This window comes from Planktothrix mougeotii LEGE 06226 (assembly GCF_015207485.1).
Lineage (GTDB): Bacteria > Cyanobacteriota > Cyanobacteriia > Cyanobacteriales > Microcoleaceae > Planktothrix.
The window spans coordinates 62,022-84,453 of sequence record NZ_JADEWU010000004.1 but is presented as its reverse complement, the minus strand read 5'-3'; the positions used below and the strand labels follow the sequence as shown (position 1 = coordinate 84,453).

The following is a 22,432-nucleotide window of genomic DNA, read 5'->3' as shown; positions in this document are numbered from 1 at the left end:
AACCGCGTTTGAATTAACGTAGAAAGCAACTCACAAGCCACAAAATCGTAAAAGTGATTAGAGAAATAAACTGTTCTACTGCTAAGGGTGTTCCAATCAATGAACTGAGTAAACTCCCCAACAACAACCCCGTAATTAAACCTGTCACCGTTAATAAAACGGCTCGACCAAACTTATTTTCTTTGCGGTTAAGAAAATACAAACAAGATCCAACCCCCAAGGCTAAGGTCAGCGTTAAAATTGAGTCGGGCGAACCGGGATATAAACTTAAACCCCCTAACGCTGCATAAATTCCCGATGGCCATAGCAGATCAGCACGGCTAGGAGTATCCAGCAGTTGTTGTAACCAATTGGGTTTTTTGTTCGCTGGAGGTTGCAAACCGGGCGGGGGAGTTGGGGTCGCTCGTTCAGGAAAACGAATCCGTTCAGGGACTTTAATTTTGCCCTCTTGTCGCAGTTTTAGCCGATCCATCAAAATGGCATCATAAGCTGCTTCAATGGATTCCAGCAGCTTACGTTCACCACTATATTGTTGTTTTAGGCGATCCCGGGCTTCCTGAATTTCATCAAAGGAGGCATCAACGGTAACCCCAAGCTGTTCGTAGGGACTTTGCTCGCTCATCGGACTTTATATTTATACCGTTTTATTAACTGTAAGCTTAACTCAATCTCTCTCCAAAGCGTTGCTCTGTTCAGAGACTTTCTACTCTGATTTCCATATTAAATGATTTTGCCGTAGGGGTGGCGTCCCTCCCAACCCTCTTGACCTTTGGGGTGGAAGCAACGCTCCTATATTATTGACTGACAATTCCTGACCATTGCACTTTTTTTAAGTTGTCTCGGCGGTAGGAAAAGAAGGCATTGGGGTCTTGATAGGTACAATAGGGAGCGATGGCGATTTGGTCGGGTGTAATCCCTAACTGTTCTAGTTGTAAGCGATTAAACCGTCGTACATCTAAGCGAACTTTATGGGGTTCAGGGTCGGGAAGTAAGGGGGAATTGGGGAGTTGATAGATGGGTTCTAATCCTTCTGCTTCGGTGTCGAAAGCCAGACTTTGAGCTAACTGTGTGGCGACATCTAAAGAAACTTGATACACTTCCCCGGAAATAGCTGGGCCTAATGCTACTCGTAAATCCTCTAATTGACTGCCTTCTGTTTGGAAATTAGCGATCGCTTCTGGAACAATTTTAGCAGCCGTTCCTCGCCATCCGGCATGAACCGCCGCCACTTTTCCGGTTTGAGCATCCGCAATTAACACCGGAACACAGTCTGCTGTCGCCACCCAAACCGCTTCTGAGGAATTTTCGGCAAATAAACCATCGGCTTCCAAAAGGGGAAGATCTTCTGCGGAAGAAGGCTCCAGAGGGTCTACCGTTCCCGTTTTTAATACTACATTTCCATGCACTTGTTTAACTCGATACACGGGAATTGCAGGTTGTAAAACATTCACTAAATCGGAGGGTGTGCGAGGACTAAAGGAACGGGTAAAAAAGCCATGTTGCCAATCTTTAAGCAAATTACAAGTTAAATAAGGTAATCCATCCCAGCTTTGCCAGTGCCAAGTGTGCATAAAATTACGATTAGGAGATATTGCTACTAAAAACTGCTTTGATTTTAACTGAAGTTAAACAATTTGCTGTGACCCTAAATTTATCCCGTTTACAATCCGCTTTACAAACTCTTATGGAGACGCGCCATGGCACGTCTCTACCGAGAATTCATTATTTTGATACCTTAGTTTCTACGAATCAAACGGCTTGGGAACTGTTAGAACAAGGTGAACCAGCAGGAACCGTTGTCATCGCTGGACAACAAACCGCCGGACGGGGACAATGGGGCCGACAATGGCAGTCGAGTCAGGGGGGGTTATTTTTATCAAAAACCTTGGATCTCAAGCTTTCTGTGACTCAACAAGCCCAATTAACCATCTGTTCTGCGTGGGGTATAGCAACTATTTTGCGCGATCGCGGTTGTCCGGTTCAACTCAAATGGCCTAATGATTTAATTTTAAATCAGCGCAAATTGGGGGGAATTCTCACCGAAACCAAAATTTCTCAACATTATATTACTCAAGCGGTGATCGGAGTTGGCATCAACTGGAGTAACGTTGTTCCTGAAATCGGGATTAATTTACAAAGGTTTTTTGCTGATTCTGCAACAGCCTCTTCGATTCAATCCCTAGAATTTTTAGCAGCATTAGTTTTACTGGGATTAGATTTAGGCATTCAACAATTATCTAGTGCTACTATTAACAAAGTCTTAATGGATTATACCCATCTGTTAACCTGTATCGGCAAGCCGATCTCGATTGCAGATCAACAAGGTGTGATTATCGGGATTTCGGAACAGGGAAACCTGCGAGTGGGTCTGTATCCCCAAACCGAAATCGGGTTTTCTCAAGAAATTGACCTGAAGCCCGGTACAATAAGTGTCGGCTACAGTTAAAACGGTTAGATCATCATTGGTTGTGTGAGGACGATGACGGAACCCAGTTACCCCCCTAAAAAATATTCATCCCCCAAAACCCGACCAGGGCATTTACAGCAGTGGTCAGGACGTTATGCTCTCTTGGGTTTAAGTTGTCTGAGTGGTTTAGTGCTCTTGAGTAGCCGTGTCATTGCTACGGATGAGTTTTCGATTCCTGTAGAGAGTGAACCGATGGAAACCGTTGCTCCCGTAGCACCTGAAACGACTACAGAATATAGTGATCCTGCCTTTGTTCCTGATGCTGAACCCCCGGTTGAACCGGAAGTCACTTATAGTGAACCTGCACCCGTTACCGATAACTTTATAGAACCTGATCCCTATTATTCTGAACCCGCCCCAGAATCAACTTATTATCCTGAAACCGAATATAATTCCGAACTATCGGAACCGGAAATTCCTAATATTGTCCCGCCACCGCCAGAAGAAATTGTTTTACCAGACCCACCCCCCGCAGCAGATTCTCCGGCGAATGCTTATATTGATCCAACGGAGTACCAAGTGGGTGCAACGGATGGGTATGAAGCTCCCTCTAGTGTTGTATTTTCAGAACGTTCAACCGGATGTGAAACGGCGTTACAGTTGGGACAATCGGCGGGAGATTTATGCTCCCCAGTCTACCCGTCTGAACTTTATCAAGCAGAAAATAATCCAGTTCCCAATATAGAAAATAGTCCCTATATTGGTAATACTCCCTATATTGGTAATACTCCCTATATTGGCAATACTCCCTATATTGGTAATAGTAATAACTCAATTCCTAACCCCTTAGTTAATCCGGGAACGGTCGCTTCTGACTCTAATGGGTTTGTTGCTAACTCCTCACCGACGTTTGCGGGAGGTTCTGAAGAAAGTTATACCTCTTCTTGGCAACCTGAACCTGTTGATTATGGTTATGGTGGGTCATATTCTGGAGAAGTTGCTGTTAGTGGGTTTAGTCCGATTCAAGTCGGCCCACTTGCAGTCAGCAGCATGAGCAATTCGGGTTTGGCTTATTATAATCGCACCCAACGACCTGCGGCGGTTCGGGGAAATGGCGATACTAGCGTTCTTTTTCCCTTGAGTATTCCAGCACCGATTACTTCGTTGTTTGGTTGGCGAGAACATCCGGTTCTCGGTTATGGCCGTTTTCACACGGGGATTGATTTAGGGGCTGATGAAGGCACTCCTGTTGTGGCGTCCTATTCGGGTCAGGTATCCATTGCAGATTGGTTAGGCGGTTATGGGATGGCTGTTGTCCTCAATCACAGGGAAAAGTCTCAAGAAACCCTCTATGGTCACTTATCCGAACTGTTTGTGAAACCGGGAGAAACCGTTAAACAGGGGGAAGTGATTGGACGAGTGGGAAGTACCGGGATGTCAACGGGGCCCCATTTACACTTTGAGTTGCGGAAACTGACCAGTCAAGGATGGGTTGCTATTGACCCGCGTAATGATATTGAAGTGGCACTGGCTCAATTATTAAATACGATGAAGGTGGCGGAAGTTCCTTCGTCGGAGTTTATTGCCAAATTAGCAGAAAAAACGAAGGATGCAGAAACCGGAACACCTAAATTACCGCCTCTACCTCCTGGTATTGATGTGATGATTCCTAATTTAGAGCCTCCAACCCTTAACTTTGGATTTGCCGAAAATATTAAAAGTCCAGGGTAGAGTTTAAAAATAAATCTCAATACTGCATTGGTACTAATCAGTCCTTAAAACCCTTAATTTTTAATCTTTTCGACATAACCCCATAAACTATAATCCCGACTTAACCAACCGTGAAAAAATGCCATTTGACTGGGATTTTCTTGAACCCGTTTATAACGATATAAAATCCGTTCATTCACGATTTGTAAGGCTGTATATTGGTTATTGCCACGTTCTAAAGCTTCGCGGGTTTGTTGATCAAAGGTTCCGGTTTGAGGCAGTCCTAATGCTTGTTGTAGAAAGGTAATTGAGTTATTAATTCCAAAGTTAACCGCAGTATCAAACATCACAATTGCTAAAGCCGGGTGCATTTTTGCCGATTCACTTCCCTGCCAATAACTATTATAAATTTCGATTAATTCAGTTTCGGACATTTGGCTGACATCTAAGCCCGGTAAACCTCGGCGAGACCGATAAGCATCATATTCAGCTTGGGTAATTCCTCGGTAAGTTCTCCCCCCAATATCGGCGGGATGGTCGCTTAATCCCCCTTCAAAATAAAGGGTAAATCCTAACGCTGCATTGAATAATTTGGTTTCATAATCACTTCTAATTTTATTCCTAGCCCAACTTTGGCTCCCAATCGCTACGGAAAATGCTAAGGTGAGTAACACCATTCCGGCGATCGCTTGGGGTTTGAGTTTGGCTTTGAGTTGTTTAGGAAGCATTTGCTGCCAATTCCAATTCATCAGTTTAGAGGGGATCAAAGTTACCATAATCCTATTTAGCGCAGTCCAGACCGACAAGTCACAGTCTAGGATAACAGATCCGTGGACAGTTAGCTGTTAACAGTTGACCGTGTACATTAAAAATCGTGATAACTGTAAAAAATGAGCCAGACAGTAGTATCCTAGTTTCTACACTAGGGTCAACCCACGAGTGTCAATAACTGATAACTGATACAAGAGTGCGGAGTGCGAAGAAATAACGCGCCCCGCACTCCGTACCTTGCACTTCGCACTCTTACTGATAACTGATAACTGATAACTGATAACTGATAACTGATAACTAAATGTCCGTGAATCCGAATCAATCCTCTGATCCCGTTATTATGCAGCCTAATAGTCCCCAAGGGTGGACAGAAGTGGCGGAACGTTATTATGCTCAGAAATTGTATGCTGAGGCGATTACCGCTTGTCAACAGGCGATCGCGATGGAACCGAACTGGGCGTTAGCTTATGTGACGATGGGGAATATTTATCAAGCCCAAAGTCAACTGCAAGAGGCGATTCGCTCCTATCAACAAGCTTTACAAATTAACCCGAATTTAGCCCAAGCCCATGCTAATTTGGGCAGTATGTTTTACCGACAAGGACAACTGGAATTAGCGATTAAAAGTTATCGCCAAGCGGTGAATTTACAACCGGATTTAGCTGCTGTTCATTGGAATTTAGCTAAAGTTTTAAAACACTTAGGACAGGATGCAGAAGCTCAAGTTTCAGAACAACGCGCTTTAGCTTTAAATCCGCAGTTGGGTGGGGCTGAAGTTCTATTTAATCAAGGGAATCAATTGGCGCTCCAAGGAAAAGTTGAAGAGGCGATCGCAACTTGGAAAAAAGTGATTGAATTGAAGCCGGATTTTGCAGAAGCCTATGGTCAAATGGGAATGGTGTTACGACATCAAGGCAAATATAAAGAAGCCATTCCGGTCTTGGAAAAAGCCATAGAACTCAAACCGAATTTGCCCTTAGCTCATCAACATTTATGTGGAATTTACCGCGATAGTAGTAATTTAGCAGCCGCCCGAAAAGCGGTGGATCGGTATGTGGAATGTTGTGGTGAAATTGACCCGATCATGGCGGCAATTTATAATATTAGTACCTATCAAGTATCGGGGTTAAATTATATTGCTAAAGAGCGTTTTTTGAAGTTAGAATCTCAACTTTATTCTAAATTAGATCGAACGACATTAGTAGAAATTAAATCTCTATACTCTAATTTACTGTTTAGTATGCCCTATTTAAGGGATGATTTGAATAAAAATATTAAGCTTCATCATCGAATTACGAAACGATATATTGAGACCATTCTTAAACCGAAATATCCACAAGTTTCGGATCAGATTCCTGCATCATTTCCCCACTCTCCCTTAAGAATTGGGATTTTATCGAGCCATTTTAATCGCCATTCGGTCGGGTGGTGTAGTTTAGATGTTTTGCGGGAGTTATCGAATTTATCGGTTAATCTTTATCTCTATTGTACGGATCGCCTACAAGCAGATGATCGCACACCGTTATTTGAAGCGATCGCCCATAAATTTTTTATCCCCAAATATTATCCCAATGGATTACCCACACCGGAAGAAATTATTCAAGAAATTAAGACGGATGAAATTGATATTCTGTTAGATTTAGATGCCTTAAGTTTACCGATTCATGCTGATATTTTTTATCAAAAACCCGTCCCTATTTGTATTTCTTGGTTAGGGTTTGATGCGTTACAAATTTCTAATCAAACTTATTTTTTAGGGGATTCCTATACTCATCCTCAAGGCACTGAAAAATATTATACAGAACAATTGTTACGGATGCCGCATTCGTTTATGGCGGTTTCGGGTTTTAATCGAGATTTAGTTGAACCGATTAAAGTTCGACAATCTTACCGCATTAGTTCTGATCAAATTGTTTATTTATGTGTAGCATCGGGTCGGAAATTTAATGCTGAATTAGCAAAAGCTCAAATTGAAATTCTCAAACAGGTTCCTGATAGTATTTTAATTTATAAAGGTTTGGCGGATCAAGACGTTGTGATTTCAACCTATCGCCAAGTTTGTGATGCGGTGGGGGTAGGGAAACATCGAATTAAATTCTTACCTCGTTTTCCCCAAGAGGAAGAACACCGAAAAATTTATGCGATCGCCGATATTCTGTTAGATTCCTATCCCTATAATGGCGGAACTCATACCTTAGAAGCATTATGGTTTAATGTTCCGGTGGTGACTCGAAAAGGAGAACAATTTTTATCCCGGATGGGTTATTCTTTCTTACAAGGATTATCAATTCCAGAGGGAATTGCTGAGTCTTGGAAAGACTATATTAACTGGGGGGTACGTTTAGGTCAAGATGAAGGGTTGAGGAAATCCGTTCAAGAAAAGTTAATTCAATCTAAGCAATCTGAACCTTTAGCTCCGCTTTGGAATCCTCAACAATTTGCTCAGGATTTATATGATATTTTACAGCAATTAACGGTTAAAAAATCCTAGGGTATGGCGGATTGATCCTGGCATTTGTTCGGTTCTCAATTCCGCCTAATGTACCCTAGCGTTAATCTGGATTAAGAAGCAAGGGCTATCTTTAAGTGGATTAAGCGTTCACGGGACTCTTGTTTAACTAACCCATCAATCGCTGCATTTTGTAATCGAATAAACGCTTCAAAATCTTCTTGGCTATATTTAGTTGTTTGTAACAATTGTCTAAGTTCTTCTTCAACTTTGAGGGTTAAATAACCTTGTTCTAAGGCTTGGTTAACCAGCTTATGAATTGCACCCATACTCAATAATTCTCCTATATCTCAAAAAAAGTTAACCCCTGAAATCAGGTCAGAATAATTAAAAGGGACAGGCACATTTAGATAGAAATACGAGGAACTCAAAAAATTGTTTGTTTTTCGGTGATTTTCAAGGGTTTAAAACCTGTAGTTTTATTGTGATCAATTACAGAAACAGTAGAAAAAAGATGTTAAATTATTCCAGGCTTATAAATTGCTGTATGAAAACAGACATTTCCTGAACAGGCAGTTTTGTGGGTAGAGGGTATCTTTAGTTTATCTCAATTTTTCTGAAATGGCGAGTCTAACTCCAATAAACTCATAATGATGAGTTCAGGAAATTAAGGTTGATTCCAAACCTTCACTTGTCCATCCCATCCGCCACTAACTAAAGTTTTACCATCAGGACTAATAATCACTGCATTAATGTAACCAGAGTGACCTTTTAAATTGCCTTTTAATTGACCCGTTGCTAAATCCCATAGTTTCACCGTTTTATCCCAACTTCCACTAATTAAGGTTTTACCATCGGTGGTGATGACGATTGACCAAACTCCGTCGGTATGACCGCTTAAACGACGAATCGGTTGACCTGTTTTTAATTTCCATAAAGCAATACTTCCATCTGCACTTCCACTGGCTAAGGTTTCCCCATCAGCACTAATTGCTAAGGATAAAACCGATAATTCATGACCTTTTAATGTCCGAATTAATTCTCCGGTTTCGATATTCCAAAGTTTAATACTACTATCTTTACTCCCACTGGCTAAAATTTTACCATCGGGACTAAAGGCGATCGCATCAACTAACTGTTCATGTCCGATAAACGTTTTCAAGAATTGACCCGTTTTAGCATCCCAAAGTTTAATGGTTTTATCCCAACTTCCACTAGCGATTTTTTGACCATCAGGACTCAACCCAACAGCTAAAACCGCACTATTATGGGCTGGAATCGTTTGAATTAAGGGTAATGTTGCTGATTTTAATCCGGTGGCTAAATCCCAAATTTTGATGAATCCATCTTCCCCTCCCGTGACTAAATATTGACTATCTCGACTGAGGCTAATACTATGAATAGATCCTTGATGAGCACTTAGGGTGCGAGTTAATCCACTGGTGGTCACATTCCAAATCGAAAGGGTGCCATTACTATTTCCAGTAATAATATAAGGAAAAGATAACGCTAAGGCTAAAATTTCTCCTGATTGTTCTGTGATTGTCGTTGCTAAAGAAAAAGAATTATTCACCGCAGCAACGGTATTAGGAGAGTTGGCGGGAGAATTTAGATCACGATTAGTGGTGACAGGTGCAGAATTGTTTGGGGGGGTGGGAATTGCAGATAATCTTGCGGTTTTTCGCCAATCTAAAAAATAATTAATCGGGATTCCCGCCGAAACAATTTTATCTGGATTGGTAGCTAACTGAACAATTCCATTGACTCCTATTACCTTTCCTTCTTGATCTAAAATCGGGCCGCCACTCATTCCACTTCTGACTAAATTCGTGTAAACTAAACTATATCCTAAACGAGGTTGTTGACGTTCGCTTAGGGTTCCATTGGTACTTAAAAAAAGTCGCTGTCCGAGGGAACTTCCTGAACGGGGCCATCCGGCTACATAGATGGAACTCCCCGGCTGAATTTGATTAGAATCGGTAGAAATTGCCACGGGATAGCGTTGGGAACTACTAAAGGGAATTAAGGCTAAATCGAGGTTAGGAAGTTGTTGAATTAAACTATAATAAACAAAGTGGCGTTTACCATCGGAGGTGACAATTTCATAGTCTCCCACCCGATTAACAACGTGCCAATTGGTTAACACATAATAAGTATTTCCTTGCTTTTCCACAATAAAACCCGATCCGCCTTTTGGCCCATCAATTCTAACGGTAATTTCTCCCGCAATGGTATTGACTTCGGCGGGAGATAAGGCAATTTCTTGAGGGGTAGAGAGGGGGAAAGGAAAAGATTGAGGAAGAACAGGAATCCCAAGACTCATTAAGGGAATACTGAGAATAATTGCACTCCGGTTTGGATGGAAAATTTTAATAAAATTTTTCAGTAAATTCATATTAAATCGAACTTATTCAATCCTAAGATATGATCGAGTTTAACGTAAGATCGGCGTTGATTGCGACAACCCTGATTAGCACCTTGTTGGGATGTGCTTCGGGACAATCTTCTTCAACCTCGGATTCAAAAATTCCCCAAAAGTTTGTGGCTGTGACTCAAATTGTAGAACATCCGTCTTTAGATGCGACCCGCAAGGGAATTCAAGATGAATTAGCAGCGGCTGGATTAAAAGCGGGAGAAACTTTAAAATGGGAGTGGGAAAGTGCCCAAGGCAACCCTTCAACCGCAACCCAAATTGCCAATAAATTTGTGGGGGAAAACCCGGATGTAATTGTGGCGATCGCGACTCCTTCCGCTCAAGCTTCCGTGGCGGTGGCGAGAAATATTCCGGTAATTTTTTCAGCCGTTACTGACCCTTTAGGGGCGAAATTAGTGAATAATTTAGAAAAACCCGGCGGGTTAGTCACGGGAGTAACGGATTTATCTCCGGTTAATAAACAGCTTGATTTAATTCAAGAAATGACACCAACGGTGAAACGATTAGGGGTAATTTATAATGCTGGGGAAGCGAACTCGGTTTCCTTAATAGACTTATTGAAAATAGAAGCAACAAAACGGGGATTAACGGTGGTGGAAGCGACCGCAAATCGCTCAAGTGATGTGGCAACTTCTGCTCGAAGTTTAGTCGGGAAAGTGGAGGCAATTTATATTCCAACGGATAATACCATTGTATCAGCTTTAGAGTCCGTCATTCAAGTGGGAATTGACAATAAAATTCCGATTTATGCCGCCGATACGGATTCAGTGAAACGCGGAGCAATGGCAGGATTAAGCTTTAATTATTATGATGTCGGACGACAAACGGGAAAAGTCGTCTTACAAGTTTTAAAGGGGGAAAGTCCGGGGAATATTCCGGTAAAATCTGTTGAGAAACTCCAACTGTTTATTAATATGAAATCAGCGACAGCAATGGGGGTAAAAATTCATGAATCTGTATTAAAAAAGGCAGATCAAAAGATTGAATAGAGTTTCCTAAAGTTCATGAGCTTTGATCAGAGGTAAACGGACAATAAAGGTGGTTCCAATTCCGATTTGACTATCAACCCAAATTTTACCTCTGTGAGCCTCTACACAATGTTTAACAATGGCTAAACCTAACCCTGTACCGGGAATAGACCCCACATTTTTAGCGCGATGGAAGGGTTCAAAGAGTAGGGGAAATGAATCGCTCGGAATTCCAATGCCTTGATCTTGAATACAGAAATCAATGGTTTGATTTTGAACCACTACATCAAATTGAACGCTCTGAGATTGCGGAGAATATTTAACGGCATTTTCTAATAAATTCATTAAAATTCTTCTTAATAAATTAGAATCCACAACAACGTCTTTAAAACTCAATTTTAAATCCAGATTAATTTGATAGTTTTCACCCGAAGTTAAGTGTATTTCTTCAACTAATTGGTGACAAAAAACCTCTAAATTGATCACACTCGGTTGATATTGAAGTTGACCGGAATCCGCTTCTCCAATTAATAAAACTTCATCCAATAATTGAGCCATATTTTTACTAGCAGACCGAATCCGTTGAAATAAAGTCACTTTTTTTTCTTGGGATAATTTCTGCTCATAATCTTGCAGTAATACGGTGGAAGCCAAAATCGTATTTAAAGGATTTTTAATATCATGAGAAATCATCGAAACAAATTCAGATCTCAGTTGATTTTGTTCCTGAGCTTTTACTAATTCTTGGGTACTTTCTTGAACCCGCATTTCTAAAGCTTGATTCATCGCTTTTAAACTTTCCAAGGTATGCTTTCGTTCAATAGCATACCGCAAAGAACGCACTAAAACGGTTCCATTGATTTGTCGTTTAATTAAATAATCTTGTGCCCCCTGACGCACCGCCCTAATGGCTAATTCATCGTCATTGGTATTCGTTAAAACGACAATCGGTAAACTGGGTATTTTTTCAATCAAACGCGCTAAAGATTCTAACCCTTGACTATCGGGAAGGGTTAAATCTAATAAAACGACATCAAAAATCGTGTTCTCTAATTCCTTTAAGGCTTCTCCTAGACGTTTAACATGAACCACACTGAAGGGTTGACACAGAGAATCTTTCAACAATTCCTGCAAGAATCGCGCTTCAGCGAGGTTGTCTTCAATCAACAAGATTTTCACTGAACTAGCGGGCCTCATCGTTGAATTGCTCCCCTCCCTTCCTAATGAGGAGAAAGATGAACCAGAATGGGCAGAATAAAGAACATAGGAACTTAGATTTTTTACAGGTTCACAATAGCGAGGTAAACTTTCTGAATCTACGGAAAATACATACTGAGCTTCTTGTTTCTTCCAAGTTCCTTCAGGGTTCCAAATTTGCCGCATTATTAATCCTTCTCCTACTTAAAAGGATAATTTAATCACAAGGTAAGGTAACAGTTTTCAGCCAAAATTCTTCTATTCCTCGCACAATTGTAAAAAGTTGGCTCAAGTTACGAGATTTTGTAATATAACAATTGACATGAAGGTTATAGCTGTGATGAATATCCTCTTCATTGTGGGAAGTTGTCAAGACAACAACCGGAATTCGTTTTAAGCTAGGGTCAGCTTTAATCTCGGCTAAAACTTCACGCCCATCCTTTCGGGGTAAGTTTAAATCCAGAAGAATTAAATCGGGGCGAGGTGCATCGACATATTCTCCTTCTTGGCGAAGATATGCCATGGCATCAACCCCATTTCTAACGGTTACAACTTCATGCGGGAGTTGGCTATCTTTTAAGGCTTCTTGGATGAGACGGATATCGGCTTTATTATCCTCGACCAAAAAGATCATTTTGGATTTTTCGTCCATTTCGGCGCTCACGTTCGCGTCCTCCTACAGGAATTGTAAAGTAGAATGTTGAACCTAAATCAAGTTCAGATTCAACCCAGATTTTCCCCCGATGGCATTCTACAATTTTTTTACAAATTGCTAATCCCATACCTGTACCGGGGTATTCATCTCGCGTGTGCAGACGTTGGAAAATGATAAAAATTCGTTCTGCAAATTGCGAATCAATGCCAATGCCATTATCCTGAACTGAGAACAACCAAGCATCTTCAATCCGTTGTGCTCCGATATGAATTTCTGGCGGTTTATCACTCCGAAATTTAATCGCATTGCCAATTAAATTTTGAAACAATTGCATCAGTTGAGTGCTATCCGCCATCACCGTTGGCATAGGGTCATGGGTAATGATAGCGCGACTTTCTGCAATGCGTTTTCGTAAGTTGGATAACGCTCGATCTAAAGCGGTTTCAACTTCAGTAAATTGAAACTCAATCCCCTGCATATCCACTTTAGAATAGGCTAACACATCATCAATTAGAGTTTGCATTAAACTCACCCCTTCAACGGCATAGGTAATAAATTCCTTAGCATCGTCATCAAGGGCTTTTTGATACCGCATTTCTAACAGTTGTACATAGTTTGCCACTTGATTTAAGGGCTCTTGCAAATCATGGGATGCAACATAAGCAAACTTTTTCAACTCGGCGTTAGACCGTTCTAAATCATGGGCTAATTGGGCTAATTCATCCGCTTGTCGCAGGACAATATTAATAATGGCTTTTCGTAATTCTAAAGCCATTTTAATTTCAACTTGTTTCCAAGGGAGAGATTTTAAGCGAACGGTTTCTTTCCACTGTTCAAAGGATTTTCGAGGAGAAAGAAAAACTTGACCGTCGCTGTGGGTGGTTTCAAAGGCTTGACTTGGATTTCCCCCCCATTTTACCGTTTGAATGACTTCGGGACGAAACCACAGGACATAATTTTTATTAGAAATGGGAATGGCTAACACCCCACTTCCAACAGCTTTAAATCGTTCAGCATCGGAATAAATTCGAGGCAAAGAATCGGTATAAAAAGCTTCTTCATCTCCCTGTTTCCGCAGCCATTGAACTAAGAAATTTAAGTCTTCTTCAGAAGGGGTTTCACCGATTAAAGTAAATTGTCCTCCAAAGTAAATGGCAGCCCCTTGAGCATTGGTTAAATCTAATAAATTGGGTTGATGTTTAATTAAACCATCAATGAAGTTTTCTTCCTGAGCCATATAATCAATCAAGGCTGATTGAATATAGGTTAATTGAATCCGATAGTCATAATCTTCTGTTTCTTCCCGTTCAGAAAGTTCAGAAAAAATTACTCGTCCTAAAAATTCGCAAGCTTTCCGTAGTTCATAGGAAACATATTTAGGGGTGAGGTGATGACAGGCAATTAATCCCCAAAGTTTTCCTTCTTTAATTAAGGAAATCGTTAAGGAAGAACCGACTCCCATATTGTGTAAATATTGGAGATGGCAAGAAGAAGGACTGCGAAGAATAGAACAAGTTAAATCCGTCGGTCGATGGCTGATGGGATTGACTTCTGGAAACAGTTTAACGGGTTCGGTAGACGCATCAGGAATTAAACGAATCCAATTGGAACTAAACATCCGTCTTGCGGGTTTAGGGATATCTGATTCAGGATAATGTAGCCCTAAATAGGGTTCCATTTCCTCCCGTTTTTCTTCAGCAATAACCTCTCCATGTCCATCTTCATCAAATTTATATAACATCACCCGGTCAAATCCGGTGACTTTCCGCACTTCCTTGACAATAATTTGACAAAAATCTCGTAAATTTGCAGAAGCTTCAAGTTGATTAATCGAGACTCTGGCTAAATGATAAAAACTTAAGAACGGAATATTTTCTTGGGACGTTGTGGGTTCTAATTCCAAAACTAAATACCCTTCGGAATTGCGATGAAAGACCCCATCAAAAATCACATAATCATCGCCTTTAACTCGGAACCAAATTTTAGTCGGGTTAATAAAATCGAGGTTATCTTGTTTGAGTCCAGTTTCTATTCGTTCCATTTGAAACGGATCAAGTAAATCCGACAAATGGTTATGAACCATTATTTCAGGAGAAATCCCTAAAATTGACTCAATATTACTACTGACTTGTAAAATTCTGAGGTCGGGTTCTTCTAAAACGAATAACACGCCATGAGGTTGAATTTGGCTTAAAATATGGATGGGTTGTTCATCTAAATTTCTTAAGCTCAACCGATTGTCTTGTATGTTTATCTCTACCATAACGATTCTCCTGAATCCATATTGACCGGGAAATGAAGGTTATCCTGATGCAGATTCCCTCTCCCTTCTTTTTGAATCCCTGGCGTTGAATTTGATTTTGCCTCAACGAGTGGATTTATAAATCTCAGAAACAAAAGGCGATTTTTGGTAAATTCCTCCCCTTAGACTTAACTTGATCAAGGCTTTCAAGGAATTGAAAAATGCTTCAAACCGAACGGTAGAACTCCTATTTGCTTATAAACGTAACTCATCCATTTCCCCGCCGAAGTCAACCTGATCTGATTTTTGATTTAAAGATTGCACGTTGAGGGTTTAAGATGATTTTCCTCGGCCCTTATAGGCTGTTATCTCCTTAGTATAGCATTTGTTCAAGCTGTCAAAAAGGATTGAAATAATACTAATTTGAGATATTTCCCTATAATTCTTTATTTTTGTTTAAAAAAGTATACATACTCACCGAAGGAGTCAGGAGAAAGGAGATAAAAATCAAGGATTAGCCAGATTAAAACCTTTAATTTTTTTAATCTAAAGAATTCGCTGTTTAATTCTCTAGGTCTCCTGACATAGAAAAAAAAGTCTTGAGTCCAGGCTTAATATCTGAACTCAAATCAAACTTTATAGTTTAGTTTCTTAAGGGCTCATAACGGTTGATTGATTCAAAACCCACTCCATTAATCCAGGGAATAATCGATAGGTTTCTGTCGCTAAAACAGCAGGGCCAACGATCACTTCATTTTGTTTTTTCTCAACCGCATTCCAAATGGCTTGAGCAATATCTTCCGGTTGACTCACCCAGGTAGACGCTAAAGCAGAGTCCAAACGTTGACGCAATTGTTCAACTTCTAACTCATTTTCCCCTCTAAATTGCGCTCGTTCCATAAAATTACTATTAATAATACCCGGATGAACAGCACAAACCTGAATCCCCTTTTTCTGTACTTCTAATCTCAAGGATTCCGTTAATCCAACCACAGCATATTTACTCGCACAATAGGCAGCCATTTGCGGAAAAGGAATTTTCCCTCCAAAGGAACCTACATTCACAATAGTTCCCTGTTTTTGAGCCAAAAAATGGGGTAATAAAGCGTGAATTAAATTGACATAACCAAAGAAATTAGTATTCATTAATAAATGCCAATCTTCTAAGGTTGTATGTTCAACGGATGCGGTCAAACAAATCCCAGCATTATTTACTAAAACATCAAGGGTTTCATAATAATCTAAAGCTTTTTCGACTAAATAGCGAACCTGATCAATATCGGTGACATCCGTAGGAATCGCTAAGGTTGAAACCCCTAAAGATAAAACTTCCTCCGCAACAGCTTCTAAACGTTCGGGTTCCCGTGCTGCTAAAATCACATTGTAGCCCTTCTGTGCAAATAATAAAGCGGTTGCTTTACCAGTTCCTTGAGACGCGCCTGTAATTAAAACGGTTGATGTCATAGGATAAAATAATGGGTTTATGCTTTATAAAGTAACGCATAAATTAACAAATGAGCAAAACTTAGGTTAAACTTTAGAGATTAATTCCTTGATTTTATTAAATAGAAATGCAGCGTTTTTATTACCCATCTCCTAGGTTCGTTTGGGGAGTGGTTATAGTTGGGGTCATGGCGATTTCAGTCGGTTCGATTTTAGTGCGGCTTGCTTTAAATGCTGCGGATCAAAGTGGTATTGGTTTTAGTTTAGTGATGGCAGCGATTCGCTTAACGGGAGCAGCTTTAATTGTATTACCAACCGCCTTAAAAGTTCAATGGCGATCGCTTTCTTTCCAAGCTTTTAGTTATGCCGTCGCAGCCGGATGTTGTTTAGCGTTTCATTTCGCTACCTGGATTACCTCTTTATCCTATACTTCCATTGCAGCTTCTACAACTTTAGTGACCACGACTCCAATTTGGGTGGCAATTTTATCGAGATTTTGGTTAAAAGAAAAACTCTCTTCCCTAAAAATTTTAGGAATTGCAATTGCATTTTTAGGGGGAATTATGATTGGCTTGAGTGAGACTCAAGGAGGGGGTTTTTATTCTAATCCTTTACTGGGGAATAGTTTAGCATTAATTGGAGCTTGGGCAGTCAGTTTTTATTTAATGTTTGGGCGAGAAGCTCAACAACGGGGATTTTCCGTTGGGGGTTATGTCATCGTTGCTTATACTGTTGCATCAATGATTTTATTACCCTTACCGTTGATGTTGGGTGTGGGTTATACCGATTATCCCGCTACGGTTTATTTATATCTTTTATTAATGGCAATTGTACCTCAATTAGTCGGTCATACCAGTTTTAATTGGGCCATTAATCAAATCTCTCCTACTTTAGTCACGTTAGCCATTTTATTAGAACCTATGGGAGCTAGTTTTTTAGGCTATTTATTCTTTAATGAAGTTCCCCCCTTAGCGGTATTAATTGGGGGAATAATTGTTTTAACAGGAGTTGCGATCGCGGTGATTAATTCTGAGTTAAAATCAGGAATATAGGGCGGTGCGTGCGCGGTGCTTACGCACCCTACCCTGGTCAATTATCTTCTGTTATTACATTTGACTCGTTGGCTTTCTATTGTGTAATCTCGTGGAATTGTACTTAAGTCCATTCCCGGTCGAAAAATTGTTTTTGCATCCCATAATTTAGCTCCCGTTAAGTTAACTCCGTCTAAATTTGTTTGAGCATCAATAATGACCCCACTTAAGTCAGTTTTACTTAAATCTGCTCCACTTAAATCTGCTCCACTTAAGTTAGCATCAACAAAATTAGCAAAGGAAAAATTAGTATTCTTTAAATTGGTATTCGATAGGTTAGCACAGGTAAAAAATGCGCCTCGGAAATTACCACCACTGAGGTTAGCATTACTCAAATCCGCTTGTCGTAATTGAGAATTCACGCGGCTTTGATTACTTAAATCTGCCCCTTGTAAATTACATCCTTGACAAGAACGAGCTTGACCGCTTAAGAAAACAGCCGGATCTGTTGTGTTAAATTGAGCCACCGTTGGTGCGACAAAAACAACAGGGGCAAATAAAGCCAAAATTCCCCAATATTTATACTTCATGGATCATAATCCTCAGCTATTATGATTTAATTACTAACATATAAAATTCATGATGTCAATTTTAAATCTGATTTCCGATGCCCTAATATTCTAACGAGTTAATTTAATCATCGATTTAGCTGATTTAAAGATAAAATAGAAACAATAATTATAATCTCTTTAATGGGATTGCGGATCTAAAGCATCCCTTAAACCATCCCCCACTGCATTGATACTCAAAACCGTTAAAAAAATCGCTAACCCTGGAAATAAAGCTAAATAGGGGGCGGTTTCTAAATAATTTTGAGCATCATAAAGCATTCTTCCCCAGGTGGGAACATCGGGGGGAAATCCTAATCCTAAAAAACTTAAGGTGGATTCTGTAATAATCGCAGTTCCCACTGATAAAGTCGCTGCGACAATGACAGGACTCAAAACATTAGGAAGAATATGCACCCAAATTAATCGATTAGAAGATGCACCGATCGCTTTAGCAGCCGTAATAAAATCGCGTTCTTTTGTGGTGAGAAAACTCGCCCGAACTAATCGCGCCACCGACATCCAATTTAACGCCCCCACAACCATAATAATTAATAGGAAAATACCCACTTCTGGCCCCGCAATTTGTTTCAGAGGTTCTCGAAATAGATAAATTACTAATAGTAATACGGGGAGTTGAGGCAAAGAAAGAAATAAATCGGTTAATCGCATTAGTATACTATCGAGAATTCCTCCATAAAATCCAGCGATCGCCCCGACTAATATTCCTAATAAAATTGCTACTATCATGGCAGCCACACCAACGGTTAAGGAAACCCGTCCTCCGATTAATAAACGAGCTAATTGATCTTGTCCTAAATCATTAGTTCCTAATAAATGTTTCCAACTGGGAGGAGAAAGGGAACTGACAAAATCAATTTCTGTCGGACGAATTCTATAAATCCAAGGGCCAATGATCACAGCTAAAATAATGAACAGCAAAATTAGTGTTCCTAAAACCGCTATTTTATCACGTTGAAATTGTCGCCAAGCAGTCTGAATTAAAGTTCTAGGTTGGGTGGTTTTAGCGATGGGTTCAGACGGTTTAATTAAAGCCATATTTTTGGGTTAATGATTAATATTGAACTCGTGGATCTAAGAATCCATATAATAGATCAGCCAATAAGTTAAAAAGTACCACTAAAATAGCATAAACCATTGTAATCCCCATAATAACCGGGGTATCACTCCGAAAAATCGAGTCAATTAATAATGCCCCAATCCCCGGAATTCTAAACACTTGTTCTGTGACTAATGATCCCGCAAATAAACCGGGAATTTCTAAAGCCATTAAAGTTACTACTGGAATTAAAGCATTTCTTAAAATATGACCGTTAATCACATTCAATTTTGGTAAACCTTTGGAATAAGCTGTGCGAACATAATTTTGATTCAATTGTTCTAAGAAAGAAGACCGAATAAACCGCATTAAAATTGCAGCTTGATAGAAACCTAAAACACAAACGGGCATAATAGACTGTTGAATTTGTTGCCAAAAGGTTTGTAAATTAGTCACTTGTAAGGTACTATTATAAATGAAGGGAAACCATTTTAACTGCACGCTGAAAATAATAATAAATAGTAATCCGGTAAAAAATGTCGGTAAGGAAAACCCAATAAAGGAAACGGTTGTTACGATTTGATCTAAAATAGAATAGCGTTTTAATGCTGAAATAATTCCCAAAGGAAAGGCGAGTATAACTGCTAACAGATAAGCTAATCCCATAATCCATAAAGTTGTGGGTAAACGTTGTAAAATTAATCCTAAAACCGGGCTGCGACTGGTAAAGGAATAACCTAAATCTCCGTGTAAAAATGCCCAAACCCATTTTAAATACCGAATGGGAATGGGTTGATCTAAACCCAAGGATCTACGAATATTTTCTCTGACTTCGGGTGTAATTGAAGGATTGGTAGCAAATTCTCCCATGGGATTTCCGGGGGCTAATGCTAAGATTAAAAATACAACAAGACTAATGGCAATTAGGGTGGGAATTGAGGTTAGAATGCGGTTGATGAGGTATCGGGTCATGGGGAATATAAAGTAATAAAAGATAGCCCTGAAGGGCTTACTACGAGCTTACTACGGGGTCTTTTTCCAATCTTTGATGTTCCAGACGGTTAAATCCCAGGGAGTTAATTCTACACCTGTTAAGTTTTGATTAACTCCTCCCACTTCGGCGCGGTGAACTAAGGGAATTACAATCGTATTATTGACTAACATATCATTCATTTTAATCCAGATTTGTTTTTGCTTTTCGGGGTTAATTTCAGTGGTGGCTTGTTCCCAAAGCGCATCATAAGCTGGATTACAATAGCGAGAAACATTATCCCCTGTCCAGTTATTTGCTTTTTGAGGAATGTCATCACAGGTATAGGTTTTTAAATAGGATGTGGGATCAGGATTGGTATTTCCGGTACTATATAACTGTAAATCGGCTGCAAATCGTTCTGTGGTATCAGGATTAGCAGGATCACCCGAAAAATAAACACTGGGATCAATACTTTTGAGTTCGACTTTCATTCCTAATTGTTCTAAAGATTGTTTAATGACTTCTTGGGTTTTTTGACGTAAGGGATTGACAGAGGTTTGAAATACTAAATTCATTTCTATCCCATTTTTATCTCGAATTCCATTATTATTGGTATCTTTCCATCCCGCCTCATCTAATAGTTGGGCAGCTTTTTCTAAATTAAATTCATAACGGGTATTGGGAGATACCACTTGAAGGGGATTAACCACAAAATTAGAGGTGGGTTTTCCTAAAATTCCATAGAGTTGATTGGCAATAATCTCTCGATTAATCGCTAAACTTACAGCTTGACGAACTTTAGGATCACTAAAGAAAGGATGGGGGAATTTTAAACTGGATCGTTCGCCGTCGGGGGTGGTTTTATTGGGATCGGTTTGATTAAGCAGAATCCGTTCCATTAACGTGCCAAAATTAGATACAATTTTACCTTTTCCCGATGCTTCTAAGGGTTTTAAAATATTAGATTCTACCTGAAGATTATAGGCATAATCCGCATCTCCCGTTTGTAAAACCGCTCTGGCTGCGGAGGTTGCATCTCCTCCTCCTTTGAGTTCTAGCCGTTCAAATCCTAACAATTTAGCCTCTCGAAAATTAGGATTAGCTTCATAAACTACCACATCCCCTGGCTTGAATTCTACCACTCGATAGGGCCCTGTTCCCACAGGTTTTAAATTCCCCGGTGCTTGTCGGGAATTTTCCCCATTATAGGCTTCAAAAATATGGCGGGGTAAAATCATTCCTTCCGTTCCCACAAACACCGAATACCATCCCGGTGTAACGGCTTTGAAATTGATTTTTATCGTGTGATCATCAATTTTTTCAATATTTTTAATAATTTCATAAGTCCCGGATGTAGTGGTTCCTACTTTAGGATTACTAATAAATTCAAACGTAAAAATAACATCATCCGCCGTAAAGGGTTTTCCGTCCGACCATTTCACATCTTTTTTGAGTTTCCAGGTGACGGATTTTCCATCTTTGGCAATTCCTCCATTTTCTACGGTGGGAATTTCGGCAGCTAAAAAGGGAACTAATTTTAATTGATTATTAAAACTGGCTAAGGGTTCTAGGGTAATACGGCTGGCTTCGGAATCTTTGAACCCGGTTGATAAATGGGGATTGAGAATAGTTGGAGCTTGCCAATATAATAATTTTAAGGTTTTTTCTGGGGGTTGCTGATTAGAATTGCTCGGATTAGTTGAGGTAGAATTGGGGGAAGACCCACAGGCGGTTAGAGTTAAACTAATCAGCGAAACGAACAACGAAAACCGATAAGACTTCAGATAAATTGAATCAAAGAGTGATCGCATCCTGTACTGAGTAGATTTCATAAAAACTTCAAACTGACGATAAACAACCCTAGAGAGGCATTCATGCCTGTATTTAGTATCACTCGATTATTGAATTTCGTTAATTTTATTACAAAATCTTACAAAAAGACCGATTACACTTGACAAAAGCATAATGTTTTGCACTGTGAGGACGATACTATGGGTCTGATCCGCCAAGTTGAAGTTCGCAGACTCAACGCCATGAAGTCGGGAAGGGTTGAGTTTTTTACTCCCCAAACCAGTCAAGAAACAATGATGGTTAGAGTAGAAGCGGGTGCAATTGAACAGCTATTTGTTCATCATTTTCAAACCGATCAACTGTTAGTTGTTCGGGGTCAGTTTGTGATCGTGATTTTACAGAATCGTCAATATTTTTATATTCCTCTGAGTGAAAAGATTCCAACTGTGATTACGATTCCTCCTGGGGTTCCTCACAGTACGATTAACTTAAGTGATGAACCTTGTTTGATAGTGAATGCGGTACTGCGACATGGAGAACCCCACGAACGAGATTATCGCCCTTTAAAACCGCCTTTTCCTTATGATTTAGTTGCTGCAAAACAAGCCTTAGAAACCTTAACCTTAGATTATCCCAGAACGGCATAAGGTTGAGGCAGGGAGTATAGAGTTTATCGTCTTGAAGTTGGGGGTT

The 22,432-nt window shown here is 39.9% G+C and carries 19 protein-coding genes; 6 read left to right on the top strand and 13 right to left on the bottom strand.

Annotated elements, in window-relative coordinates; translation table 11 throughout:
- Positions 1–13 precede the first annotated feature (13 nt).
- Together IQ236_RS03165 and pgeF are read right to left on the bottom strand one after the other, a co-directional pair.
- The gene (locus IQ236_RS03165; RefSeq protein ID WP_190517493.1) at positions 14–622 is read right to left on the bottom strand and encodes a CPP1-like family protein; all 609 of its coding nucleotides are present in this window, start codon (positions 620–622) and stop codon (positions 14–16) included.
- A 172-nt stretch (positions 623–794) separates the two neighbouring features.
- Positions 795–1,571, bottom strand: a complete 777-nt coding sequence (gene pgeF / locus IQ236_RS03160) for a peptidoglycan editing factor PgeF (RefSeq protein WP_193867922.1) — start codon at positions 1,569–1,571, stop codon at positions 795–797.
- 38 nt (positions 1,572–1,609) lie between these two features.
- Here pgeF and IQ236_RS03155 point away from each other — a divergent pair, with 38 nt between their 5' ends.
- Together IQ236_RS03155 and IQ236_RS03150 are read left to right on the top strand one after the other, a co-directional pair.
- Positions 1,610–2,446, top strand: coding sequence for a biotin--[acetyl-CoA-carboxylase] ligase (locus tag IQ236_RS03155; RefSeq protein WP_228041399.1), 837 nt, complete (start codon positions 1,610–1,612; stop codon positions 2,444–2,446).
- Between the two features lie 33 nt (positions 2,447–2,479).
- The gene (locus tag IQ236_RS03150; protein WP_193867921.1) at positions 2,480–4,138 is read left to right on the top strand and encodes a M23 family metallopeptidase; all 1,659 of its coding nucleotides are present in this window, start codon (positions 2,480–2,482) and stop codon (positions 4,136–4,138) included.
- Positions 4,139–4,191: 53 nt separating this feature from the next.
- Here the strand turns inward: IQ236_RS03150 and IQ236_RS03145 are convergent, their stop codons facing one another.
- Complete coding sequence (locus IQ236_RS03145; RefSeq protein ID WP_407676134.1) at positions 4,192–4,893, bottom strand: glycoside hydrolase family 108 protein; 702 nt, start codon at positions 4,891–4,893, stop codon at positions 4,192–4,194.
- A 296-nt stretch (positions 4,894–5,189) separates the two neighbouring features.
- Between IQ236_RS03145 and IQ236_RS03140 the strand changes: the two genes are divergently transcribed.
- Positions 5,190–7,379: an O-linked N-acetylglucosamine transferase, SPINDLY family protein gene (locus IQ236_RS03140; RefSeq protein ID WP_193867920.1), complete on the top strand. Its 2,190-nt coding sequence runs from the start codon at positions 5,190–5,192 to the stop codon at positions 7,377–7,379.
- 71 nt (positions 7,380–7,450) lie between these two features.
- Here IQ236_RS03140 and IQ236_RS03135 read toward each other — a convergent pair whose 3' ends face one another.
- Together IQ236_RS03135 and IQ236_RS03130 are read right to left on the bottom strand one after the other, a co-directional pair.
- Entirely contained in the window at positions 7,451–7,666 is a 216-nt protein-coding gene (locus IQ236_RS03135) for a hypothetical protein (protein WP_193867919.1), read from the bottom strand.
- Positions 7,667–8,004: 338 nt separating this feature from the next.
- Entirely contained in the window at positions 8,005–9,732 is a 1,728-nt protein-coding gene (locus tag IQ236_RS03130; RefSeq protein WP_193867918.1) for a trypsin-like peptidase domain-containing protein, read from the bottom strand.
- Positions 9,733–9,761: 29 nt separating this feature from the next.
- On the opposite strand from IQ236_RS03130, the gene IQ236_RS03125 reads away from it, so the two are divergent.
- Positions 9,762–10,760, top strand: a complete 999-nt coding sequence (locus IQ236_RS03125; RefSeq protein WP_193867917.1) for an ABC transporter substrate-binding protein — start codon at positions 9,762–9,764, stop codon at positions 10,758–10,760.
- Between the two features lie 6 nt (positions 10,761–10,766).
- Here IQ236_RS03125 and IQ236_RS03120 read toward each other — a convergent pair whose 3' ends face one another.
- From IQ236_RS03120 to IQ236_RS03105, 4 genes are all read right to left on the bottom strand, one after another.
- Positions 10,767–12,122, bottom strand: coding sequence for a hybrid sensor histidine kinase/response regulator (locus IQ236_RS03120; RefSeq protein WP_228041398.1), 1,356 nt, complete (start codon positions 12,120–12,122; stop codon positions 10,767–10,769).
- 31 nt (positions 12,123–12,153) lie between these two features.
- Positions 12,154–12,570, bottom strand: a complete 417-nt coding sequence (locus IQ236_RS03115) for a response regulator (protein ID WP_228041397.1) — start codon at positions 12,568–12,570, stop codon at positions 12,154–12,156.
- Entirely contained in the window at positions 12,548–14,854 is a 2,307-nt protein-coding gene (locus IQ236_RS03110; RefSeq protein ID WP_193867916.1) for a sensor histidine kinase, read from the bottom strand. Before IQ236_RS03110 ends, IQ236_RS03115 begins: the two co-directional genes overlap by 23 nt.
- A gap of 630 nt (positions 14,855–15,484) precedes the next feature.
- Positions 15,485–16,297, bottom strand: a complete 813-nt coding sequence (locus IQ236_RS03105) for an SDR family NAD(P)-dependent oxidoreductase (RefSeq protein WP_193867915.1) — start codon at positions 16,295–16,297, stop codon at positions 15,485–15,487.
- A 167-nt stretch (positions 16,298–16,464) separates the two neighbouring features.
- On the opposite strand from IQ236_RS03105, the gene IQ236_RS03100 reads away from it, so the two are divergent.
- Positions 16,465–17,328 carry a DMT family transporter gene (locus IQ236_RS03100; protein WP_407676133.1) on the top strand — a complete coding sequence of 288 codons (864 nt, stop codon included), beginning with the start codon at positions 16,465–16,467 and terminating at the stop codon, positions 17,326–17,328.
- A gap of 41 nt (positions 17,329–17,369) precedes the next feature.
- On the opposite strand, the gene IQ236_RS03095 is transcribed toward IQ236_RS03100, so the two are convergent.
- The 4 genes from IQ236_RS03095 to IQ236_RS03080 form a co-directional block, all read right to left on the bottom strand.
- The gene (locus tag IQ236_RS03095; protein ID WP_193867913.1) at positions 17,370–17,897 is read right to left on the bottom strand and encodes a pentapeptide repeat-containing protein; all 528 of its coding nucleotides are present in this window, start codon (positions 17,895–17,897) and stop codon (positions 17,370–17,372) included.
- Between the two features lie 159 nt (positions 17,898–18,056).
- Positions 18,057–18,974: an ABC transporter permease gene (locus IQ236_RS03090; RefSeq protein WP_193867912.1), complete on the bottom strand. Its 918-nt coding sequence runs from the start codon at positions 18,972–18,974 to the stop codon at positions 18,057–18,059.
- A gap of 16 nt (positions 18,975–18,990) precedes the next feature.
- Positions 18,991–19,947 carry an ABC transporter permease gene (locus tag IQ236_RS03085; RefSeq protein WP_193867911.1) on the bottom strand — a complete coding sequence of 319 codons (957 nt, stop codon included), beginning with the start codon at positions 19,945–19,947 and terminating at the stop codon, positions 18,991–18,993.
- A 51-nt stretch (positions 19,948–19,998) separates the two neighbouring features.
- On the bottom strand, positions 19,999–21,780 hold the full coding sequence (locus IQ236_RS03080) for a peptide ABC transporter substrate-binding protein (RefSeq protein WP_228041396.1): 1,782 nt from the start codon (positions 21,778–21,780) through the stop codon (positions 19,999–20,001).
- Between the two features lie 159 nt (positions 21,781–21,939).
- Here IQ236_RS03080 and IQ236_RS03075 point away from each other — a divergent pair, with 159 nt between their 5' ends.
- Positions 21,940–22,386 (top strand): cupin domain-containing protein, encoded by a 447-nt coding sequence (locus IQ236_RS03075; protein ID WP_193867909.1) that lies wholly within the window; start codon positions 21,940–21,942, stop codon positions 22,384–22,386.
- Positions 22,387–22,432 lie beyond the last annotated feature (46 nt).

Coding starts and splice junctions, on each gene's coding strand:
- IQ236_RS03165 (WP_190517493.1), bottom strand. CDS start 622: ATGAGCGAGCAAAGTCCCTACGAACAGCTTGGGGTTACCGTTGATGCC.
- pgeF (WP_193867922.1), bottom strand. CDS start 1,571: ATGCACACTTGGCACTGGCAAAGCTGGGATGGATTACCTTATTTAACT.
- IQ236_RS03150 (WP_193867921.1), top strand. CDS start 2,480: ATGACGGAACCCAGTTACCCCCCTAAAAAATATTCATCCCCCAAAACC.
- IQ236_RS03145 (WP_407676134.1), bottom strand. CDS start 4,893: ATGGTAACTTTGATCCCCTCTAAACTGATGAATTGGAATTGGCAGCAA.
- IQ236_RS03140 (WP_193867920.1), top strand. CDS start 5,190: ATGTCCGTGAATCCGAATCAATCCTCTGATCCCGTTATTATGCAGCCT.
- IQ236_RS03135 (WP_193867919.1), bottom strand. CDS start 7,666: ATGGGTGCAATTCATAAGCTGGTTAACCAAGCCTTAGAACAAGGTTAT.
- IQ236_RS03130 (WP_193867918.1), bottom strand. CDS start 9,732: ATGAATTTACTGAAAAATTTTATTAAAATTTTCCATCCAAACCGGAGT.
- IQ236_RS03125 (WP_193867917.1), top strand. CDS start 9,762: ATGATCGAGTTTAACGTAAGATCGGCGTTGATTGCGACAACCCTGATT.
- IQ236_RS03120 (WP_228041398.1), bottom strand. CDS start 12,122: ATGCGGCAAATTTGGAACCCTGAAGGAACTTGGAAGAAACAAGAAGCT.
- IQ236_RS03115 (WP_228041397.1), bottom strand. CDS start 12,570: ATGATCTTTTTGGTCGAGGATAATAAAGCCGATATCCGTCTCATCCAA.
- IQ236_RS03110 (WP_193867916.1), bottom strand. CDS start 14,854: ATGGTAGAGATAAACATACAAGACAATCGGTTGAGCTTAAGAAATTTA.
- IQ236_RS03105 (WP_193867915.1), bottom strand. CDS start 16,297: ATGACATCAACCGTTTTAATTACAGGCGCGTCTCAAGGAACTGGTAAA.
- IQ236_RS03100 (WP_407676133.1), top strand. CDS start 16,465: ATGGCGATTTCAGTCGGTTCGATTTTAGTGCGGCTTGCTTTAAATGCT.
- IQ236_RS03095 (WP_193867913.1), bottom strand. CDS start 17,897: ATGAAGTATAAATATTGGGGAATTTTGGCTTTATTTGCCCCTGTTGTT.
- IQ236_RS03090 (WP_193867912.1), bottom strand. CDS start 18,974: ATGGCTTTAATTAAACCGTCTGAACCCATCGCTAAAACCACCCAACCT.
- IQ236_RS03085 (WP_193867911.1), bottom strand. CDS start 19,947: ATGACCCGATACCTCATCAACCGCATTCTAACCTCAATTCCCACCCTA.
- IQ236_RS03080 (WP_228041396.1), bottom strand. CDS start 21,780: ATGAAATCTACTCAGTACAGGATGCGATCACTCTTTGATTCAATTTAT.
- IQ236_RS03075 (WP_193867909.1), top strand. CDS start 21,940: ATGGGTCTGATCCGCCAAGTTGAAGTTCGCAGACTCAACGCCATGAAG.